The 18,563-nt window shown below is 52.4% G+C and carries 17 protein-coding genes; 10 read left to right on the forward strand and 7 right to left on the reverse strand.

Annotated elements, in window-relative coordinates:
- Positions 1 to 107: 107 nt before the first annotated feature.
- Together ptsP and ACRQU7_RS06580 are read left to right on the forward strand one after the other, a co-directional pair.
- Complete coding sequence (gene ptsP / locus ACRQU7_RS06575) at positions 108 to 1,742, forward strand: phosphoenolpyruvate--protein phosphotransferase (protein ID WP_444644642.1); 1,635 nt, start codon at positions 108 to 110, stop codon at positions 1,740 to 1,742.
- 36 nt (positions 1,743 to 1,778) lie between these two features.
- On the forward strand, positions 1,779 to 2,456 hold the full coding sequence (locus ACRQU7_RS06580; RefSeq protein WP_444644644.1) for a transaldolase family protein: 678 nt from the start codon (positions 1,779 to 1,781) through the stop codon (positions 2,454 to 2,456).
- 237 nt (positions 2,457 to 2,693) lie between these two features.
- On the opposite strand, the gene sigK is transcribed toward ACRQU7_RS06580, so the two are convergent.
- Positions 2,694 to 3,380, reverse strand: a complete 687-nt coding sequence (sigK, locus tag ACRQU7_RS06585) for an RNA polymerase sporulation sigma factor SigK (RefSeq protein ID WP_038323394.1) — start codon at positions 3,378 to 3,380, stop codon at positions 2,694 to 2,696.
- A gap of 129 nt (positions 3,381 to 3,509) precedes the next feature.
- Between sigK and ACRQU7_RS06590 the strand changes: the two genes are divergently transcribed.
- The 3 genes from ACRQU7_RS06590 (at position 3,510) to ACRQU7_RS06600 (ending at position 7,580) form a co-directional block, all read left to right on the forward strand.
- A complete protein-coding gene (locus tag ACRQU7_RS06590) occupies positions 3,510 to 4,886 on the forward strand; it encodes an MATE family efflux transporter (RefSeq protein WP_444644647.1) in 1,377 nt (458 codons plus the stop codon).
- 133 nt (positions 4,887 to 5,019) lie between these two features.
- The gene (locus tag ACRQU7_RS06595) at positions 5,020 to 5,505 is read left to right on the forward strand and encodes a hypothetical protein (RefSeq protein ID WP_444644649.1); all 486 of its coding nucleotides are present in this window, start codon (positions 5,020 to 5,022) and stop codon (positions 5,503 to 5,505) included.
- Between the two features lie 281 nt (positions 5,506 to 5,786).
- The gene (locus ACRQU7_RS06600; protein WP_444644651.1) at positions 5,787 to 7,580 is read left to right on the forward strand and encodes an aminopeptidase P family protein; all 1,794 of its coding nucleotides are present in this window, start codon (positions 5,787 to 5,789) and stop codon (positions 7,578 to 7,580) included.
- Positions 7,581 to 7,721: 141 nt separating this feature from the next.
- On the opposite strand, the gene ACRQU7_RS06605 is transcribed toward ACRQU7_RS06600, so the two are convergent.
- From ACRQU7_RS06605 to ACRQU7_RS06630, 6 genes are all read right to left on the reverse strand, one after another.
- Positions 7,722 to 8,486 carry an amino acid ABC transporter ATP-binding protein gene (locus tag ACRQU7_RS06605; RefSeq protein ID WP_444644653.1) on the reverse strand — a complete coding sequence of 255 codons (765 nt, stop codon included), beginning with the start codon at positions 8,484 to 8,486 and terminating at the stop codon, positions 7,722 to 7,724.
- A gap of 10 nt (positions 8,487 to 8,496) precedes the next feature.
- The gene (locus ACRQU7_RS06610; RefSeq protein ID WP_444644655.1) at positions 8,497 to 9,138 is read right to left on the reverse strand and encodes an amino acid ABC transporter permease; all 642 of its coding nucleotides are present in this window, start codon (positions 9,136 to 9,138) and stop codon (positions 8,497 to 8,499) included.
- Positions 9,139 to 9,325: 187 nt separating this feature from the next.
- Positions 9,326 to 10,183 carry a transporter substrate-binding domain-containing protein gene (locus tag ACRQU7_RS06615; protein ID WP_444644657.1) on the reverse strand — a complete coding sequence of 286 codons (858 nt, stop codon included), beginning with the start codon at positions 10,181 to 10,183 and terminating at the stop codon, positions 9,326 to 9,328.
- Positions 10,184 to 10,627: 444 nt separating this feature from the next.
- On the reverse strand, positions 10,628 to 11,422 hold the full coding sequence (locus ACRQU7_RS06620) for an ABC transporter ATP-binding protein (protein ID WP_444644659.1): 795 nt from the start codon (positions 11,420 to 11,422) through the stop codon (positions 10,628 to 10,630).
- On the reverse strand, positions 11,419 to 12,393 hold the full coding sequence (locus ACRQU7_RS06625; RefSeq protein WP_444644661.1) for an ABC transporter permease: 975 nt from the start codon (positions 12,391 to 12,393) through the stop codon (positions 11,419 to 11,421). Before ACRQU7_RS06625 ends, ACRQU7_RS06620 begins: the two co-directional genes overlap by 4 nt.
- 73 nt (positions 12,394 to 12,466) lie before the next feature.
- Complete coding sequence (locus ACRQU7_RS06630) at positions 12,467 to 13,504, reverse strand: ABC transporter substrate-binding protein (protein WP_141827690.1); 1,038 nt, start codon at positions 13,502 to 13,504, stop codon at positions 12,467 to 12,469.
- A 441-nt stretch (positions 13,505 to 13,945) separates the two neighbouring features.
- Between ACRQU7_RS06630 and ACRQU7_RS06635 the strand changes: the two genes are divergently transcribed.
- From ACRQU7_RS06635 to phoU, 5 genes are all read left to right on the forward strand, one after another.
- The gene (locus ACRQU7_RS06635) at positions 13,946 to 14,833 is read left to right on the forward strand and encodes a phosphate ABC transporter substrate-binding protein PstS family protein (RefSeq protein WP_444644664.1); all 888 of its coding nucleotides are present in this window, start codon (positions 13,946 to 13,948) and stop codon (positions 14,831 to 14,833) included.
- Positions 14,830 to 16,188, forward strand: a complete 1,359-nt coding sequence (gene pstC, locus ACRQU7_RS06640) for a phosphate ABC transporter permease subunit PstC (protein ID WP_444644666.1) — start codon at positions 14,830 to 14,832, stop codon at positions 16,186 to 16,188. Before ACRQU7_RS06635 ends, pstC begins: the two co-directional genes overlap by 4 nt.
- Positions 16,178 to 17,050: a phosphate ABC transporter permease PstA gene (gene pstA / locus ACRQU7_RS06645; protein WP_141827691.1), complete on the forward strand. Its 873-nt coding sequence runs from the start codon at positions 16,178 to 16,180 to the stop codon at positions 17,048 to 17,050. The genes pstC and pstA overlap by 11 nt, the downstream gene beginning before the upstream one ends.
- Before the next feature lie 13 nt (positions 17,051 to 17,063).
- The gene (pstB, locus tag ACRQU7_RS06650) at positions 17,064 to 17,819 is read left to right on the forward strand and encodes a phosphate ABC transporter ATP-binding protein PstB (RefSeq protein WP_444644668.1); all 756 of its coding nucleotides are present in this window, start codon (positions 17,064 to 17,066) and stop codon (positions 17,817 to 17,819) included.
- A 72-nt stretch (positions 17,820 to 17,891) separates the two neighbouring features.
- Positions 17,892 to 18,557 (forward strand): phosphate signaling complex protein PhoU, encoded by a 666-nt coding sequence (phoU, locus tag ACRQU7_RS06655; protein WP_038323412.1) that lies wholly within the window; start codon positions 17,892 to 17,894, stop codon positions 18,555 to 18,557.
- Positions 18,558 to 18,563 lie beyond the last annotated feature (6 nt).

Consider the following 18,563-nt stretch of genomic DNA (forward strand, 5'->3'; position numbering starts at 1 on the left):
TCCACCGGCTTTTATCATCCGGTGGATCAGACTTCTTTTCGGGGATGAATTTTGATGAAGCAATTACCCCTGTCTGCTTCATCAGGCTTTTAAAGGAGGAAACGACGTTGATAACTTTGAATGGTAAAGGCGTTTTTAGCGCGATCGCAATAGGAACAATCCGCTACTTTACATTCCATCAGGAACAGATCGAAAAATACAATGTAGAAGACATCGAAAAGGAAATCGGACGCTTTTATGCGGCCGTACGGCAGGAAACAGCGGAACTGGAAACGCTGTTTAAAAAAGCCGTAGAGGAGGTAGGGGAAAAAGACGCCCGGATTTTTCAGATTCATCAGATGATGCTGGAGGATGAAGATTTCTTCCGGTCGGTTGAAGAAATCATTCGGACGGAGAAAATCAACGCCGAGTATGCTGTTCATCAGGCCGCTTCCGCCGCGGAGCGGGTGCTTGCCGGCTCGCAGGACGAATACCTCAGGTCGCGCGCCTCGGATATCCGAGAGGTGTTTTCCGGCCTTGTGAAAATTCTTTCGGGTGCGGCGGCGCAGGAAATTCAATCTGATCAGCCGGTAATTCTCGCCGCGGACGACCTTACTCCGGGTGAGACAATAAAACTGGATAAATCCAAAATCCTTGCCTTCATCACAGCGAAGGGGTCGTCGAATTCACACACGGCCATTTTGGCCAGAAGTATGGGGATTCCCGCCGTCGTAGCCGTGGGCGAGTCCCTGAATCCGGACTGCGGCGGACGGCAGGCCGTTGTCGACGGGGCCTCCGGAACCATTTATCTGGACCCTGATGCAGAAACTCTCCGTGTTTACGGAGAGGCAAAGGCGGAACAGCTGGAAACCGCGTCGGAGCTTCAGCAATTAAAAGGGAAAGAAAATATTACAAAGGACGGAAGGAAAATCAAAATATACGCGAATGTGGGCAGCCTGTCCGACGTGGAAACGGCGCTGGAAAATGACGCGGGCGGAATCGGCCTGTTCCGCAGCGAGTTTATCTATCTTGGACGCAGCGACTTTCCTGCGGAGGAGGAGCAATTCCAGATTTATAAAACTGCCGTTGAGAAGATGGAAGGAAAAGAAGTCATCATACGGACGCTGGATATTGGCGCCGACAAACAGGTGGATTATTTTCAGATGCCCAGGGAAGAAAATCCGGCCATGGGCTGCCGGGCCATCCGTATCTGCCTGACCAGACCGGAAATTTTCCGCACGCAGCTGCGCGCGCTGTACCGCGCTTCAGTTTACGGCAATCTTGCAATCATGTTTCCCATGATCACTTCGGTGGAAGAGGTCCGCGATTGCAAGAAAATCGTGCAGGAAGTGCAAAGTGATCTTCTGGCAGAGGGGCTGGTCTTTCGTCCGGATGTAAAAACGGGAATTATGGTGGAGACGCCCGCAGCAGCGCTTGTCAGTGACGAACTGGCTGCCGAGGTGGATTTTTTCAGTATCGGGACCAACGATCTTACCCAGTATACTTTGGCGGTGGACCGCCAGAATCCAAATCTGGAGCGGTTCTATCATCCGCATCACAGCGCTGTACTGAAATTGATTCAGATGACAGCGGAAAGCGCACACAGGCATGGGATTCAGGTCGGTATCTGTGGGGAGCTTGGCGCGGACCCGGAGCTGACACAGACTTTTCTGGACTTTGGAATCGATGAACTGTCCGTTTCCGCCTCACGGATTCTGCCTTTGAGAAAAACGGTAAGGGCAATCGACAGAGAATGCCTGTAATAATCATATATCATATTGAAATGGAGGAAAAAACGAATGCTTTTATTGTTGGATACGGCCGATCTGCAGGAAATAAAAAGATTATGCGACCTGTTTCCTATTGACGGGGTTACTACCAACCCCACCATCCTGAGCAGGGAAAAACAAAGTCCCATGGGACATCTGAAGAAAATCAGAGAAATTTTGCCTTCAGACACACAGCTTCATGTGCAGCTCCTGTCCGAAAGTGCGGAGAAGATGGTCATAGAAGCGCATCATATTGTCAATACGATCGGCGGAAATATTTATGTAAAAATACCTGTAACCGCGCAGGGCATCAAAGCCATGAAGGCTCTTTCCAAGGAAGGGGTGTCTGTTACCGCGACAGTCGTCCATGCGCCGATGCAGGCGTTTTTTGCAGCGAAAGCCGGAGCAAGCTATGTGGCCCCCTATGTAAACCGGATCGATAACATGGGAGTGGATGGCGTGCAGGCGGTAAAAGAGATTCAAACCATTTTTGCCGAACAAAAAATGGACTGCGGGGTTCTGGCCGCCAGCTTTAAAAATTCCCGCCAGATTACGGAGCTGTGCGCGGCCGGGGTATCGGCGGTGACGGCGGCTCCCGACGTGATGGAGATGCTGATCCGGCATCCTGCCACCGATAAGGCGGACGCTGATTTCCGGAGGGACTTCTATCAATTGGCAGGAACCGGGAAAACGATGCTCGATTTCTAAGGCCGGTGTCCGCTGCTATGCATCAGGGATTGCCGGTTTTGACTTCTTGTCCGTCTCTCACACTCAAAAATCTTTGTTAATCAGGCGGAAACCAGAAGAGGAAGGGCCGGGATGTTAACATCCCGGCCCTTCCTCTTTCTTGTTTTGTAGGGAGAATCTTTACAGTGCGCAAGAGAAACGGAGCATGATTGCCCGGAGGTATCATAAATAAGAAGCTGTTATGTAGTCTCATCCAGGCTATTTTGTAAAGCGCTTATACAGAGCGCCAAGCGACTTCTTTTCAATGCGGGATACATACGAACGGGAGATGCCCAGCTTCTGAGCCACTTCCCGCTGTGTCAGCGGACTGCGGCCGGTCAGACCGTACCGCAGCTCAATAATGGTCTGCTCCCGGGGGGACAGGACCTCGCGGATATACCGTTTGAGCTGCTCCGATTTGATTTTACAGTCAAGGTTGTCAATGATGTTGTCTTCCGTAGCCATTACGTCCATCAGTGTCAGTGCGTTTCCGTCCTTGTCGGTGTCGATCGGCTCGTTGATGGAGATATCCTGCGCGGTTTTTTTGGAAGAGCGGAAGAACATCAGCACTTCATTTTCAATGCACCGGGCCGCGTAGCTGGAAAGGCGGATTCCCTTGCTGCTGTCAAACGTGTTTACCGCTTTAATTAAACCGATGGTTCCGATGGAAATCAGGTCGTCCTGATCGTTTGAGTTGGCGTAGTATTTCTTGATGATATGGGCGACCAGGCGGAGGTTGTGTTCGATCAGTTCATTTTTAGCCTTCATGTCCCCGTTTTTCAGCCGCTCCAGACAGTCCCGCTCTTCCTGTGCCGTAAGCGGTCTGGGAAAGGAACCCGAGCCTGTGACGTGAAGAATAAAAAACAGCAGTCCGGAGAGCGCAAATCCAAGTACGGCACCAAGCATATAACCACTCCTTTATATTGTCGTTTGCCATTATATGCCGCGGGGCGCCTGTCCGTTGCAAGTCCGGCAGGTTTTGCGGCCCTTTTATTTCCGTAAACAGTGTTGAAAAAGGCTGAATGATCGTGTAAAATGGGAACGATGAATAAAGGAGTGGAGTTTTTGGAAAAAACGGAAAATAAAATGGGTACGGTGTCGGTATTTCCACTGATTGTGTCCATGTCGGTACCGGCTATGCTGTCGATGCTGGTACAGGCTCTGTATAACGTAGTCGACAGTTTTTTTGTAGCAAAAGTAAGTGAAAATGCGCTGACTGCGGTTTCGCTTGCGTTTCCCGTTCAGACTTTGTTGATTGCGCTGGCGGTGGGGACTTCCGTAGGAATCAATTCGCTGGTAGCACGCCGGCTGGGAGAACAAAAGCAGGAGGAGGCCAATTCCGCCGCTACGCACGGGATTTTGTTAGGAGCATTCAACTGGGTCGTCTTTGCGCTGGTAGGGCTGCTTTTTTCAGAGCCCTTCTTTCGCAGCTTCACGGCAAATCAAGAGATTGTGACAATGGGTACTCAATATATGAGCATTGTCTGTATCGTTTCTGTCGGCGTTTTTATCGAGATCAACATCGAAAAGACGCTTCAGGCTACCGGAAATATGATTTATCCCATGCTGTCGCAGATTCTGGGCGCAGTAACAAATATTATTCTGGATCCGATTTTTATTTTCGGACTGCTGGGTGTCCCTAAAATGGGCGTCGCGGGGGCGGCGATTGCGACGGTGATCGGCCAGATTTTCGCGATGCTGTTTCTTATTTATATCATTGCGAAAAAAGATCATCAGGTAGTGATCAGCTTCCGGAATTTCAGGCTGGATTTTACCACGATAAAGAATATTTATTCGGTTGGTTTTCCCTCCATCATTATGCAGGCGATCGGTTCCGTCATGGTAGTCGGGATGAACGCGATTTTAATCGGCTTTACCGAAACGGCCGTCGCCCTGTTCGGCGTTTACTTTAAATTGCAGTCTTTTGTGTTTATGCCTGTGTTTGGCCTGATGCAGGGTGTTATGCCGATTATCGGGTACAATTTCGGCGCGCGCAATCGCGGCCGCCTTTTGTCCGCGGTTAGGATCGGTTCCGTCATTGCGGCGGTGATTATGGCGCTGGGGACGATCTTGTTCTGGACGGAAACAGGGAAGCTCCTGCTGATTTTCAACGCCTCTCAGGTTATGCTTGAAATCGGCATACCCGCGTTGCGAACCATCAGTATCTGTTTTGTACCGGCGGCGCTCGGCATCATGTTTTCAACGGTGTTCCAAGCGGTGGGCAGCGGCTTAAAAAGTCTGATTATTTCCGTGCTGCGCCAGTTGATCGTACTGCTTCCCGCAGCGTTTCTGCTTTCAAAAATCAATCTTCCATCCGTCTGGTACGCCTTCCCAATCGCTGAAATGGTGTCAATGGCGGCGAGTATCCTGATTTATGTACGGCTTTATCAAAAAACACTGAAAACTCTTTGATTATTTTACATGATTATGTTAAAATAGCCTTGACTGCTCCTGCCTGAATGAATGCCGGCAGACGGCTGTGTTCCGGGTTTACAGGAAGACAACGGGAGCGGAACAGAACATATTTGAAACACAGGTGATAAAGATGCAAAACGGGCAAAGGGGACAGGCTCCTGCCAACTCCCGAAGCATTATCTATCTGAATCCCATAAAAAACGAAATGCTGAGAGGGCATGTCTACAGTGAGTACTACAACAGGATCATGCCGTTTCGCAATGAATGCGAGCTTCTGCGCGGAATGGATGATCTGTTTGACAGCATTTCCTTTCCTCAGGCTTCTTTTCAGGAACGGGAATTTGATATAAAAAGGGGAAAGCCAAAAATAAAAAAGGTGGATTACGCTGTGGAAGAGGCAATGAATAAAATCAAGAATGAAACACCGGCGACTTTTGTCGTAAACGTGCAGTACCGTAAAAATGCCACCTGGCAGGGTACGATTACCTGGGTTGAGCAGAATCAGACGCTTCATTTCCGCAGCGCCCTGGAAATGCTCAAGCTGATGGAGCAGGCTGCCGTGAACGGGGCCGTGCCGGTCGTCAGTTGGGACGGAAAGAAATCCGAATCAAAATGAAAGAAAATGCCGTCCGAGTCAGCACCCGGACGGCATTTGTTGTCCCGGGAAAACTTCCGGACAGGTGAAGTGGCCCGCGGGGAATCGGCTTGACAATCCCTATGATTGAGCCTATACTTTTTTATATTCGCACTACAGCGGTTCTATTTCAGTTTGCGAGACAAAACACGTTTCCCCCCGCCGAAGGCGGGGGGAAACGTAAACTTGTTGCAGAATCGACTGGAAATCTGTAATACAGATTCAGGGAAGATGCCATTTTAAGATAGAAGGAGAAATGAATCATGAACAGCGTAAATGAAAGGCTTGCCGCGCTGCGCCGCCAGATGAAGCAGAACGGCGTGCAGGCCTGTATCGTGCCTTCCGCCGACCCGCATATGAGCGAGTACCTGCCCGATCACTGGGCGGCAAGAAGCTATTTTTCCGGCTTTACCGGCTCCGCGGGAACGCTGGTGGTTACGGAAACGCAAAGCGGGCTCTGGACGGACGGGCGGTATTTTATTCAGGCCGCGCATCAGCTGGAGGGCAGCGAAATTACCCTGTACCGCATGGCGGTCAAGGGTGTGCCGACCTATACCGAATTTCTGGCCGAGGAGCTGAACGAGGGCGAAACGGTTGGATTTGACGGCAAAATGCTTTCCGCTGCCGCCGTCGAGGAAATGCGTGAGAAATTCGCCGGGAAAAAGCTGAAAATCAAGGCGGTAGACCTCATTAAGGATATCTGGACGGACAGGCCGCAAATGCCCGCAAGCAAGGTGTTTGTTCACGACGCAAAGTACGCGGGCTATACCTGCAAAGAAAAGCTGGAACAGGTCCGCGCGGAGCTGAAAAAGCAGCATGCCGACGGGGAGATCTTTACCAAGCTGGACTGCGTTGCCTGGCTGATGAATATCCGTGCGGACGACATCGAATACAATCCGCTCGCGGTTTCCTACGCGATGGTTTATTCCGATTCCGCTTACCTGTTTATCAATACCGGCCGCGTTCTGCCGGAAACGCTTGCCTACCTGAAGGAAAACGGCGTCACGGTAAAAGAATACGAGGAAATCGACCGCGCTCTGGAAAAAATCAGTTCCGATAAGACGATTCTGGTTGACCCGGTCAACGTGAATTACGACCTGTATCAGCTGCTGAAGCAGAACCGGCATGTGACCGTCAAAGAGGGCGGCGATACCGTCATTGCCCTCAAGGGTGTCAAGAATGAAACGGAGATTAAAAATATTGTAGAGGCGCATATCAAGGACGGCCGCGCGCTCGTTGAATTCTGTGTCCAATTCGAGGATAGGATGAAGAACGGGGAGACCGTCACCGAATGCACCGTGTGCGATATGCTGCGGGAGTGCAGGGCAAATCAGCCGAACAACAAGGGCGAGAGCTTCGGCACGATCGCGGCCTACGGCGCGAACGCCGCAATGATGCATTACAGCCCGAAACCGGAAACCTGCAGCATTTTGAAAAATCAGGGCTTCCTGCTGATCGATTCCGGCGGACAGTATCTGGAGGGGACGACCGACATCACCCGTACCTTCGTCTTAGGGCCGCTCAGCCGGGAGGAAAAGGAGCATTACACCTACGTGCTGAAAGCGCATATTGCGCTGGCTGCGGCCGTATTTCTGGAGGGCTGCACCGGCGGCAACATCGATATCCTCAGCCGCGAACAGGTGTGGAAGCACGGTATCGATTACCGCTGCGGAACGGGCCACGGCGTGGGGATGTTCAGCGGAGTGCACGAGGGTCCGCAGAACCTGAGGATCAGCAACAATGTCGTCTTCAAAAAGGGTATGACCATCACCGACGAACCCGGTATTTATGAAGAGGGCAAGCACGGAATCCGCACCGAAAACATTCTTCTTGTCACCGATTTTGTCAATAACGAGTACGGTCAGTTCTTAAAATTTGAACCCATTACTTATTTCCCGATCGATACCGCGGGAATCCTGACCGAGCTGATGACGGACGACGAGCTGGAATGGCTGAACAACTACCATCGGACGGTCTGTGAAAAGCTTTCCCCGGGCCTTTCCGGAAAAGAGCTACAGTGGCTGAAGGACCATACTCAGCCGGTTAAAAAGGGATAAAGCAAAGAAACTGTTGAAAAACAGTATCATAGTACATCAAAAATGCGTCTTGATTGGGCTTTCAAAAGCCGTCTCAAGGCGCATTTTTTCATTTTGGGAAGCTCTTTGTATCATTCATTCCGCTTCGTTTACAGTGCCCTTTTAATTTTCATTGAAACGGGACAGGAACGCTTTGGTGCGGTCATTCTGCGTATTGCCGAAAAGCTGTTCCGGGTTTCCCTGTTCGACAATCGTTCCGTTGTCCATAAAGACTACGTAGTCGGCTACGTCCCGGGCAAATTTCATTTCGTGGGTGACGACCACCATCGTCATATGCTCCGCCGCAAGCTCGCGGATGACCTTTAGGATTTCTCCTGTCAGCTCCGGGTCGAGCGCGCTGGTCGGCTCGTCGAAAAACAGGATATCCGGATTCATTGCGAGCGCGCGGGCAATGGACACGCGCTGCTGCTGTCCGCCGGAAAGCTGGCAGGGGTAGGCGTCCGCCTTATCCGCCAGATCCATTTTCTGGAGAAGCTCCTTCGCGGCGGCTTCCGCCTCCGTCTTTGAACGGCGCAGTACGCGGATGGGCGCTTCCGTAATGTTCTGCATCACGGACAGGTGGGGGAAAAGGTTGAAATTCTGGAAAACCAGCCCGATATGCAGCCCGATTTTGCTGCATGCGGCCTTGTCCGAATAGACGGCCTTGCCGTTCCCGTCGTTTTTCACCAGCGTATCTCCACAGATGGTGATCTCGCCGGAATCCACCGTTTCCAGCTGGGTGACGCAGCGCAGCAGAGTGCTTTTTCCCGAGCCGGACGGCCCGATGATCGCGAGCACCTGCCCTTTGGTTACTTCTATTGAAATGCCGTTCAGCACTTTTGTGCCGTCGAAGCTTTTGCAGATGTCTTTAGCGGTTAAGATATGCATTTCCATCCTCCTAACGATAATAGTCCAGCCGGTTTTCAGCCATCGTAAAGAATCTGGTGACCGCGCCGTTCATCACAAGATAGAACGCGCCGGCAATCACCAGCGGCGTCATGTTGACCGCCGAGGAAACCCAGTTGGAGGTTACCTTGAGCAGCTCTACAATGCCGATCACCTGCGCCAGGGAGGTGTCCTTCACGAGCGTGATGAACTCGTTTCCCATCGGCGGGATAATGTGCTTGACGACCTGCGGCAGGATGATGCGAAAGAAGGTCTGGCCGCGCGTAAAACCGAGCACCTTTGCCGCCTCGTGCTGGCCGCGGGGAATCCCCTCGATCCCCCCGCGGAAAATTTCCGCGAAATACGCCGCGTAGTTCAGGACAAAGGCGACCTCCGCCGCCAGAACGCGGTCAAGCTGAATCCCGAACAAAGGCTTCAGGGCGTAAAAGAAGAACAGAAGCTGCAGCATCAGCGGTGTTCCGCGCATCAGAAGTATGTAAAGCCTGACCGGAAAATTGATGAGCCTGACCTTCGTCATGCGTCCTTTGGCCACCAGCAGGCCCAGCGGCAGCGAAAAAATAAGGGTGACGAAAAAGATACGCAGTGACATAAGGGTTGCTTCCAGCATCTGTGTCAAAAGCGCCTGATAATTCATGAACGCGACCTCCATAAAGTGTTTGTGTAAAAAAGCCAAAGGCACAGAACCGGACAGAGTCCGGCTCTATGCCGCGCAGGGGAAAAATCTGAATCTGTCCTTCTGAGTGAAGAGAGTGTCCCAGACGACAGTTATAACATGGATTCTTCGGTTACAGTTATCCCTCAGAATGCAACGTGAAATCGTTTTATTTTTGTACGGTGGTAACATCCTCGCCGAACCATTTCTGGGAAATCGTCGCCATCGTGCCGTCCGACGCCATTTCCTTCAAAACACCGTTGATCTTTTCCGTCAGCGCGCTGTCCGCCTTGCGGAAGCCGACGACATAGTCCTCGGTGGCAAGAGAAGCGTCCTTGCCGTCCTTGTCCTGAAGCACCTTATAGGCGTTCGGGTTGTTGGTCAGGTAGTAACGCGCAACCACTTCATCAATGCTGATCGCGTCGATGGTGCCGTTCTGCAGCTCCATGACCGCTTTGGAATAGTCGTCGATCTGTACAACGGATTTTAAGGTTTTCTTAAAATCCTCATTCCCGTTCAGGGCGACTTCCGCGGAAGAATCCGACTGCACGCCGATGGTCTTTCCGGACAGGGACTCAAGCCCCTGATAGTTGGAATCCGTTTTGACGAGGATGATCTGCTCGTTTTTCATATAGGGAATGCTCAGGCTGAATTCCTTTTCGCGCTCGTCGGTTTTGCTGAAACCGTTCCACAGGCAGTCGATGTTGCCGTTGTTCAGTTCAGCGGTTTTGCTGTCCCAGTCGATCGGCTGTGTTTTCAGCTCAATGTTGAGGCGCTTGCAGGCTTCTTTGGCAAGGTCGATATCAAAGCCGACCAGCTCGCCTGTTTTGGTGTCCACATATCCCATCGGGGGAAAGGCGTCGTCAAGGCCGAGCACCAGCTTGCCCGCTTTCTCAACCTTGGTCCAGGATTCGTCCGCGGCCGACGCGGTACCGGTACTGCCGGCGCTGCTGGCAGCGGTGCTGCCGCAGGCGGCGCAGGAAAGGGCGATGCCCGCCGCTAATAATAAAGATAATATTTTTTTCATTTTAAATACCCCACTTCTCTTCTCATTGGACTCTCCAATATCAGTATTTTACCTTATTAGCGCGCTAAAGTAAAGGGGTATTTTAAAATTTGGGGATATTGTACGAAGGATGACCGGAAATCCCGCTTTCTTTCACCGCGATATGGACAAAACATACCGATTGAAAAAGAACAAAGGCATAGAAAGAGCGCGGCAGGTCTTTTGCCGCGCTCAGGAATGTCCCAAAACTGTCAGGTTTCGATGAATCGTTCAAAAAGCAAGTGCAGACCGAATGAGCCTCCCTCTGTGAGGGAGGTGGCGCGCTCGGCGCGTCGGAAGGAGTACCCCGTCAGTCTTCTATGAAACTCCCTCGGTCAGGCGTTGCCTGCCGGCTCCCTCTTTGAGGGAGCCGCAAAAGGCGGTGCGGCTTTCAGCAGCCTGAAGCACGGCGGGTTCTTAAGTGAGCTATGACAGGAGCATTCTGTCGTTATCCATGGTGTCTCCGCTCACGGTCTCGAATTTTTCAAGCAGGTCTTTTACCTGCAGGCTTTTCTTTTCCTGGCCCTTGATATCGAAAATAATTCTGCCTTCATGCATCATGATCAGGCGGTTGCCCAGCCGGATGGCGTCCTTCATGTTATGTGTGACCATCAGTGTGGTCAGGCTGTCCCGGCTGACCATTTCGTCGGTCAGCTCCAGCACCTTGCGCGCGGTTTTGGGGTCCAGCGCCGCGGTGTGCTCATCCAAAAGCAGAAGCTTCGGCTTCTGAAGCGTAGCCATCAGCAGAGTCAGGGCCTGGCGCTGGCCGCCGGACAGCAGACCCACCTTGCTGGAAAGCCTGGTTTCCAGCCCGAGCTCCAGCGTTTCCAGTTTTTCTTTATAGATGGCCCGTTCTCCTTTTTTGATTCCCCAGCCCAAACCGCGTTTCTTTCCTCTGCGGTACGCCATGGCCAGATTCTCCTCAATGCCCATGTCCGCGGCGGTGCCCATCATCGGGTCCTGAAACACGCGGCCCAGAAGCTTTGCCCGGCGGTATTCGGGCTGATTGGTCAGGTCGATGTCGTCCAGCAAAATCTGCCCGCCGTCACAGGGGAAAACGCCCGCGATCAGGTTCAGCAGCGTGGATTTTCCGGCGCCGTTTCCGCCGATTACCGTAATGAAATCGCCGGTCTCAATGGTCAGATTCAAATCGACCAGCGCTTTTTTCTCGTTGATGGTGTTGGCATTGAAGGTCTTGCTCACATTTGTCAGTTGAATCATCTTGTTTCCCCTCCGTTCGCGGCAGATGCTTTTTTGCCTTTCCTGAAGCGGCCAAAGAAATTCTTCCATTTTTCCACCAGATTATTAAAAAAGGCAGGGAACTTCCGTTTTACAACCGGAATGGCCAGAGCCACCGCAACCATGACCGCTGTGAGAAGCTTCAGGTCCGTGGATTTCAGGCCGAACCACAGCACAAGGGCGATAATCACGCGATAGATCACGGAGCCGACGACTGCCGAAATCAGTTTGTAGGCGAATGAGAAGCGGTTGCCCATCAGGACTTCGCCGATGATGACGGACGCAAGGCCGATCATGATGGTGCCGGTGCCCATGCCGACATCCGCGTACCCCTGGCTCTGCGCCACCGTCGCGCCGGACAGCGCGACAAGGCCGTTGCTCAGTACCAGCCCCAGGATTTTTGTCTTGTCGGTATTGACGCCCAGCGCGCGGACCATGTATTCGTTGTTGCCGGTCGCGCGGATCGAGCATCCGATTTCGGTACCGAAGAACCAGTACAGGAACAGGATCACCGCGGCGGTGAAAATCAGGCCGATCGTCAGCGAGATCATGTTCACGCTGAGCACCGGATACAGCCCGGAAACCGTAGTGATGATGGTGGAGATGCCGAGAAGGGGAATGTTCGCCTGTCCCATGATGCGGATATTGATGGAGTAGAGGGCGATCATGGTCAGAATCCCCGCCAGGATCCCCGGAATCTCCAGTTTGGTGTGTAAAAAGCCGGTGATAAAGCCGCAGGCCATACCGGCGGCCAAAGCAAATAAAAGCGAGAGGAAAGGATTCATTCCGTGAGAAATCAGAATCGCCGTGACCGCGCCGCCGGTGGCAAAGCTGCCGTCGACCGTCAGATCGGCAAAATCCAGTACCTTGAAGGTGATGTAAACGCCCAGCGTCATAATGCTCCATAGAACACCCTGCGCCGCCGCGCCCTGCATTGCCTGTAATAGACCCATTGTAAATTCTCCTTAACGCAACATGAGCGATAGGGGATTTCCCCCTATCGCCGTGCTATTCTGTTTTTGGTGTTTATTTGCTGGCAGTGCTTGCGGCACCCGCTTTATCCAGCAGCTCCTGCGGGATGGTCACGCCGATCTTTTCGGCAACCTCTTTGTTGATGGTCAGGTCGCAGTTGGTGGAATACTCAATCGGCATATCCGCCGGTTTTGCGCCGTCCTTCAGAATCTTTACCGCCTGTTTCGCGGTAAGCAGCCCGAGGTCGTAGTAATTGATGCCGTATGTAGCAAGTCCGCCGTTGTCCACCATGCCGGATTCGCCCACGATGATCGGCAGCTTCGCGGGCTGCGCAACCATGGAAACCGTCGCCATGCCGGCGGCGATCATATTGTCCGTCGGAGCGTAGATCGCGTCGACTTTGCTGACCAGCGACTGGACTACCTGCTGAATCTCGTTGGAATTGGAAACCGTCGCTTCCACCGCTTCCAGCCCGAGTTCGGCCGCGCTCTTCTTCGCGATGTCTACCTGGAATTTGGAATTGGTTTCACTGGAGCAGTAGAGCATCGCAACCTTCTTCGCGTTCGGCAGAAGCTGTTTCAACAGCTTCATCTGCTCGGCCACCGGGGTCAGGTCGGAGGTACCCGTTACGTTTCCGCCCGGCTTCTCATTGGAAGCGACGAGCTTTGCGTCCGCGGGGTCGGTCACCGCGGTTACCAGAACCGGAATGTCCTTGGTCGTGTTTGCGACCGCCTGAGCGGCCGGGGTCGCGATCGCAAGGATCAGGTCGGATTTGTCGTTGACCAGCTTGCTTGCTATGGTCTGGCAGTTCGGCTGCTCGCCCTGCGCATTCTGATAGTCCAGCGTAATGTTCTTCCCGTCAACATAGCCTGCTTCCGCAAGCCCGTCGACAAAGCCCTTATACGCCGCGTCCAGCGCGGGATGCTCCACAAGCTGTACAATGCCGATTTTCAGTTTCTTTTCAGCCGCTCCGGAAGCCGCCTGCGAACCGGCCGCCGGGCCTGCGGCAGAAGAAGCGGAAGTACTGGAAGTACAAGCCGTCGCGGAAAGCGCAATCACCCCGGCCAACAGCAATGCGAGTGTTTTTTTCATGAAATACCCATCCTCTCGCCTATTTCGGATTTTATTGCTTTAAAGCTATAAATACTTTATCGCTTTAAATTGATTTACTAATTTTACAATATTTTTTTCGGTTCGTCAATCTTTAATTTCACAAAATATGCCGGCGGGTTATGGTAAATTGATCAAAATCATTCCCGATGGCTGAAAAACGCTTCTGATTTATAGCATTCAGTTGATTCTGCAACAAGTTTGCGTTTCTCCCCCAAGCTGCAATGAAATTTCTATAATGATACAGAGGAGAAAAAGAGGAGAAAATATAGTTTGCAAAATGAATTTCAAAGCCGGTTACAGTCGGCATATTTATTTAAATTCAATCTAAACTAAGCTTAACAGGGATTTAACATTGAATTCGTAAAATAGCAATGTGTTAAAGAAACCGAAAAACATAATTTTGTAGGAGGACTGTCCAAAATGAAGAAAATCATATCTGCTGTTTTAACAGCTGCGATTCTGGGGTCTGTATTTGTAGGGTGTAGTTCGGAAGTGGAAGGAACTTCTTCCGCAGCTTCCGCCGCAGATACATCCAATACAGCGGTATCCGAGAGCGGGTCGTCTGCCACAGAGCAGTTGAGCGGCAAGCTGACACTCAACGGTTCCACTTCCATGGCTAAGGTCTGCCAGGCTCTGGGCGAGGCTTTCCAGGCGAAATACCCCGACGTAACGGTTGAAAAGAGCGGAACCGGTTCCGGCGACGCGGCAAAGGCAGTCAGCGCGGGTACGGCCCTGATCGGCGACCTTTCCAGAAAAATGAAGGACGAAGAGAAACCGGAAGATTATGAAATCGTACAGATCGCCATCGACGGTATCGCCATTGCGGTCAATAAGGACAACAAGGTGAACGGTCTTACATCCGAACAGATTTCCAAAATCTTCACAGGCGAAATTACAAACTGGAAAGATGTCGGCGGCGACGACGCCAAAATCACAGTGCTCGGACGTGAAGCGGCAAGCGGCACGCGCGACGGCTTTGAAAGCATCTTCAAGGTAGAGAAAAAGTGCAAATATGCCGCGGAGCTTTCCTCCACCGGTGAAGTAGTTACCAAAGTAGGCAGCGACAAGGGTGCAATCGGCTACGTTTCCCTTGACTCGGTAAACGATACCGTAAAAGCGGTCGATGTCGACAGCGTCAAAGCGAATGAAGAAAATATTGTAAACGGAAGCTATAAAGCGCAGAGACCTTTCATCGAAATCTACAAAAAGGGCACCGACAGCGATCTTGTGAAGGCGTGGTTTGAATTCATCAAATCGAGCGAAGGACAGGATGTTATTAAGAAAGCTGGACTGGTACTGGCAAAATGAGCATAGCGATGGACAGCGCGGAGAACGCGCTGAAAAACAAAAAAAAGAATAGTGTGAAAAAAGGCCTGGCAATTTTGTTAGGCCTTATTTCCGTACTTGCGTTTTTTCTTCCGTACATTCAGTTTGTCTTTAAAAATACAACATATGTCCTCAGCGCTTTCCAGCTGGCGACGGTGCGAGGGATGCGCGTACAGGGGGCGGAACTCAGCGGTCTTGTCACGATTCCGCTTCTTACCAGAATTTCGGTGATTGCCGGAGTGCTTCTTCCGGCCGCTGGAATCCTTTTGCTTCTCCTTAAAAAACCGGTGATGGCCGGAACAGCGTTTGTGCTGTCTGCGGTTACTCCCCTGATTGTCCTGATTACCACCTCCAGCATCCAGACGGCGGTCACGCAGCTGAACATCAGCAAAATTTCGATTTCCTACCTCTGGCCGTCCATTTATGTGCTGGTCGGCGGAATCGTGTGCGCGGTCCTGTCCCTCTGGACGCAGGGGACGGAAAAACTTGCGGAATCCATTTTTCTGGTCTTTTCCTGTGTGTCCGTCGGCTCGGTCGTCCTCATTACCGTGTACATTTTCGCCGCGGGTTCTCCCGCCGTTCTGCAGATCGGCCTGGGGCAGTTCCTGTTCGGCAGGGAGTGGAACGCGGAGGCGAACATCTTCGGCATCCTGCCGCTGATTCTCTCCTCCATTGCGGGAACGGTGGGGGCCATCCTGCTGGGGGTCCCCGTCGGAATTCTGACGGCCGTTTTCCTCGCGGAAACAGCGAAGCCGCAGCTTGCCCGTCTGGTCCACCCGGCGATAGAACTGCTCGCCGGAATCCCGTCCGTTATCTACGGATTTTTCGGGATGCTGGTCATTGTTCCGGCTATCCGCGATTTTCCGCCGTTCCGGAACAACACCATCGGCGACAGCCTGCTGGCGTCGGTCCTGATCCTTGCGATCATGGTGCTTCCCACCATCGTCAGCGTAACGGAAACCTCGTTAAAAGCGGTGCCTGAGGCTTACCGCGAGGCGTCTCTTGCGCTGGGCGCAACGCCCACAGCCACTATTTTTAAGGTGAGCATCCCGGCCGCCCGGTCCGGAATCCTCGCGGGCGTTATTCTGGGCGTCGGCCGCGCGATCGGTGAGACGATGGCGGTCATTATGGTGGCGGGAAACGTCGCCAACATGCCGTCCCTCCTGGGAACGGTGCGTTTCCTGACGACCGGTATCGCCATGGAGATGAGCTATGCCTCCGGTCTGCACCGTCAGGCGCTTTTTGCCATCGGACTGGTGCTGTTTGTGTTTATCATGATTGTCAATATCAGCTTTACCTATATTTCAAGGAAGGGAGTGCAGATGGATGCCGAGTAGCTCTCTTTACGGAAAACGGAAGCGCCCCTTCGATACCTTCCTGAAGGTACTGATCAATACCGCGGCGGCAGTCACGGTGATTGTGCTTCTGGGGATTATTTTCTACATCCTGGCCAACGGCGTCTCCTATCTTTCGTGGAAATTCATTTCCACACCTTATTCGGAAACGAATGACGACTTAAAGGGCATTCTGCCCATGATTATCAACACCATGTATATTGTGGTCATCACTCTGCTGATTTCCGCCCCCATCGGCATTTCCTCGGCAATCTATCTGACACAGTATGCAAAGCAGGGCAGACTGGTCAAAGCGATCCGCTTTACCACGGAGATTCTTTCGGGTATTCCGTCCATTATCTTCGGTTTGTTCGGCTATACGGTCTTCTGTATCCTGTTCCGCCTGCAGACATCGCTTCTGGCCGGATGCCTTACCATGACCCTGTGCATTCTGCCGACGATCATCCGCACGACGGAGGAGTCGCTCCTGTCCGTTCCGGGCAGCTATAAAGAGGGCGCTCTGGCCCTCGGCGCCGGAAAGCTGCGCGTCGTGATGGGGATTGTGCTGCCCTGCGCCATGCCCGGCGTACTGACCGCCGTGATTCTCGCGATGGGAAGAATCGTGGGCGAAAGCGCGGCCCTTCTGTTTACCTCGGGATTGTCCTATAATATGCCGAAGGGATTTGTCCAGCAGATCTTTGCAAGCGGACGCACGCTGACCCTGCACCTTTACCAGACCGCGCGGGAGGCCAACTCGCCCGACGCCATGCACATCGCGTTTGCCACGGCGTCCGTGCTGCTGATTCTGGTTTTTTTACTCAACCGGCTTGCGGCGCTGCTCTCCAGGACTCTCAGGAAAGGATAAGAAGAATAAGAATATGGAAACGAAGATATCAATTCAGGACTTAAATTTGTTTTACGGAGATTTCCAGGCTCTGAAAAGCGTCAATATGGAAATCCCCCGCAATAAAGTAACGGCTTTTATCGGACCCTCCGGCTGCGGAAAATCCACCTGCCTGAAAACGATCAACCGGATGAACGATCTGATCGAAAACTGCAAAATTACGGGAAAGGTAACGATCGACGGCGAGGATATCTACGACCCCCGCACCGACGTTACCCTGCTGCGCAAGCGCGCCGGCATGGTGTTCCAGAAGCCGAACCCGTTTCCCATGACACTGTACGACAACATTGCCTACGGCCCGCGTGTTCACGGAATTAAAAATAAACAGAAGCTCGATGAAATTGTGGAGCAGTCGCTCAGAAGCGCGGCGCTCTGGGAGGAAGTCAAGGACCGGCTCAGAAAATCCGCGCTCGGCCTTTCGGGCGGACAGCAGCAGCGCCTGTGCATTGCGCGCGCGCTCGCCGTGGAGCCGGACATTATTCTGATGGATGAGCCGACCAGCGCGCTGGACCCGATTTCCACCCTGAAAATCGAGGACTTGATGGACGATTTGCGCGCCAGGTATACCGTGATTATTGTGACGCACAATATGCAGCAGGCCGCGCGTATCGCGGACAGGACCGCGTTTTTCCTTTTGGGGGAAATTGTGGAATACACCGATACGCTTTCCATGTTCAACAATCCGAAGGATGAGCGCACGGAACGCTATATTACGGGACGTTTCGGCTGATTTGGGAGCCGGAAAAGTCAGTTGCCTATAGCTATTTTAGAAAGGAAATTGTATAATAAAGGAGGAAATATCATGCCGAGAAAAATCTTTGACCGGGAGCTTGCCAGTCTGATCACACAGATGACCGATATGGGCAACACGGTCAATCAGCGCATAGAGGACACAATTGCCGCCCTGCGCACCATGGACCTGGAAAAAGCCGCGGAGGTTGCGAACGGCGACAATGAAATTGACCGGCTCGAGCACAATATCGAGAAAATGTGCATGAACCTGATTGCAATGCAGCAGCCGATCGCCACGGACCTGCGGGTGATTGCAGCCTGCCTGAAAATCCTGACGGATATTGAACGCGAGGCCGACCAGTGTGCGGATATCTGCGACATTCTCACCATCGGGGAGCTGAACACCAACAGCCTGGCCATCACGCACGTGGTGCAGATGCTGGAGGCGGCGCACGACATGTTCCGCCGCGCAATGGACGTTTTTCTCAGCCGCGACGTGGAAGCGGCTCAGGCGGTCTGCGAAAGCGACGATATCGTCGACGGAATGTTCTCGAAAATCATACTGGAGGTCTGCGGCATCATTACCCAGAATCCGCAGAACGTGATGCGCGAGGTCGACCTTCTCTTCATTTCAAAATATATTGAGCGCATGGGCGACCACGCCACCAATATTGCCGAATGGGTCATTTATATGGAGACCGGGATGCATCCCGACCTGAATACCAAAGAAAGCTAAAGGAGG

Source organism: Caproiciproducens puteiluti (assembly GCF_052442865.1).
GTDB lineage: Bacteria > Bacillota > Clostridia > Oscillospirales > Acutalibacteraceae > Caproiciproducens.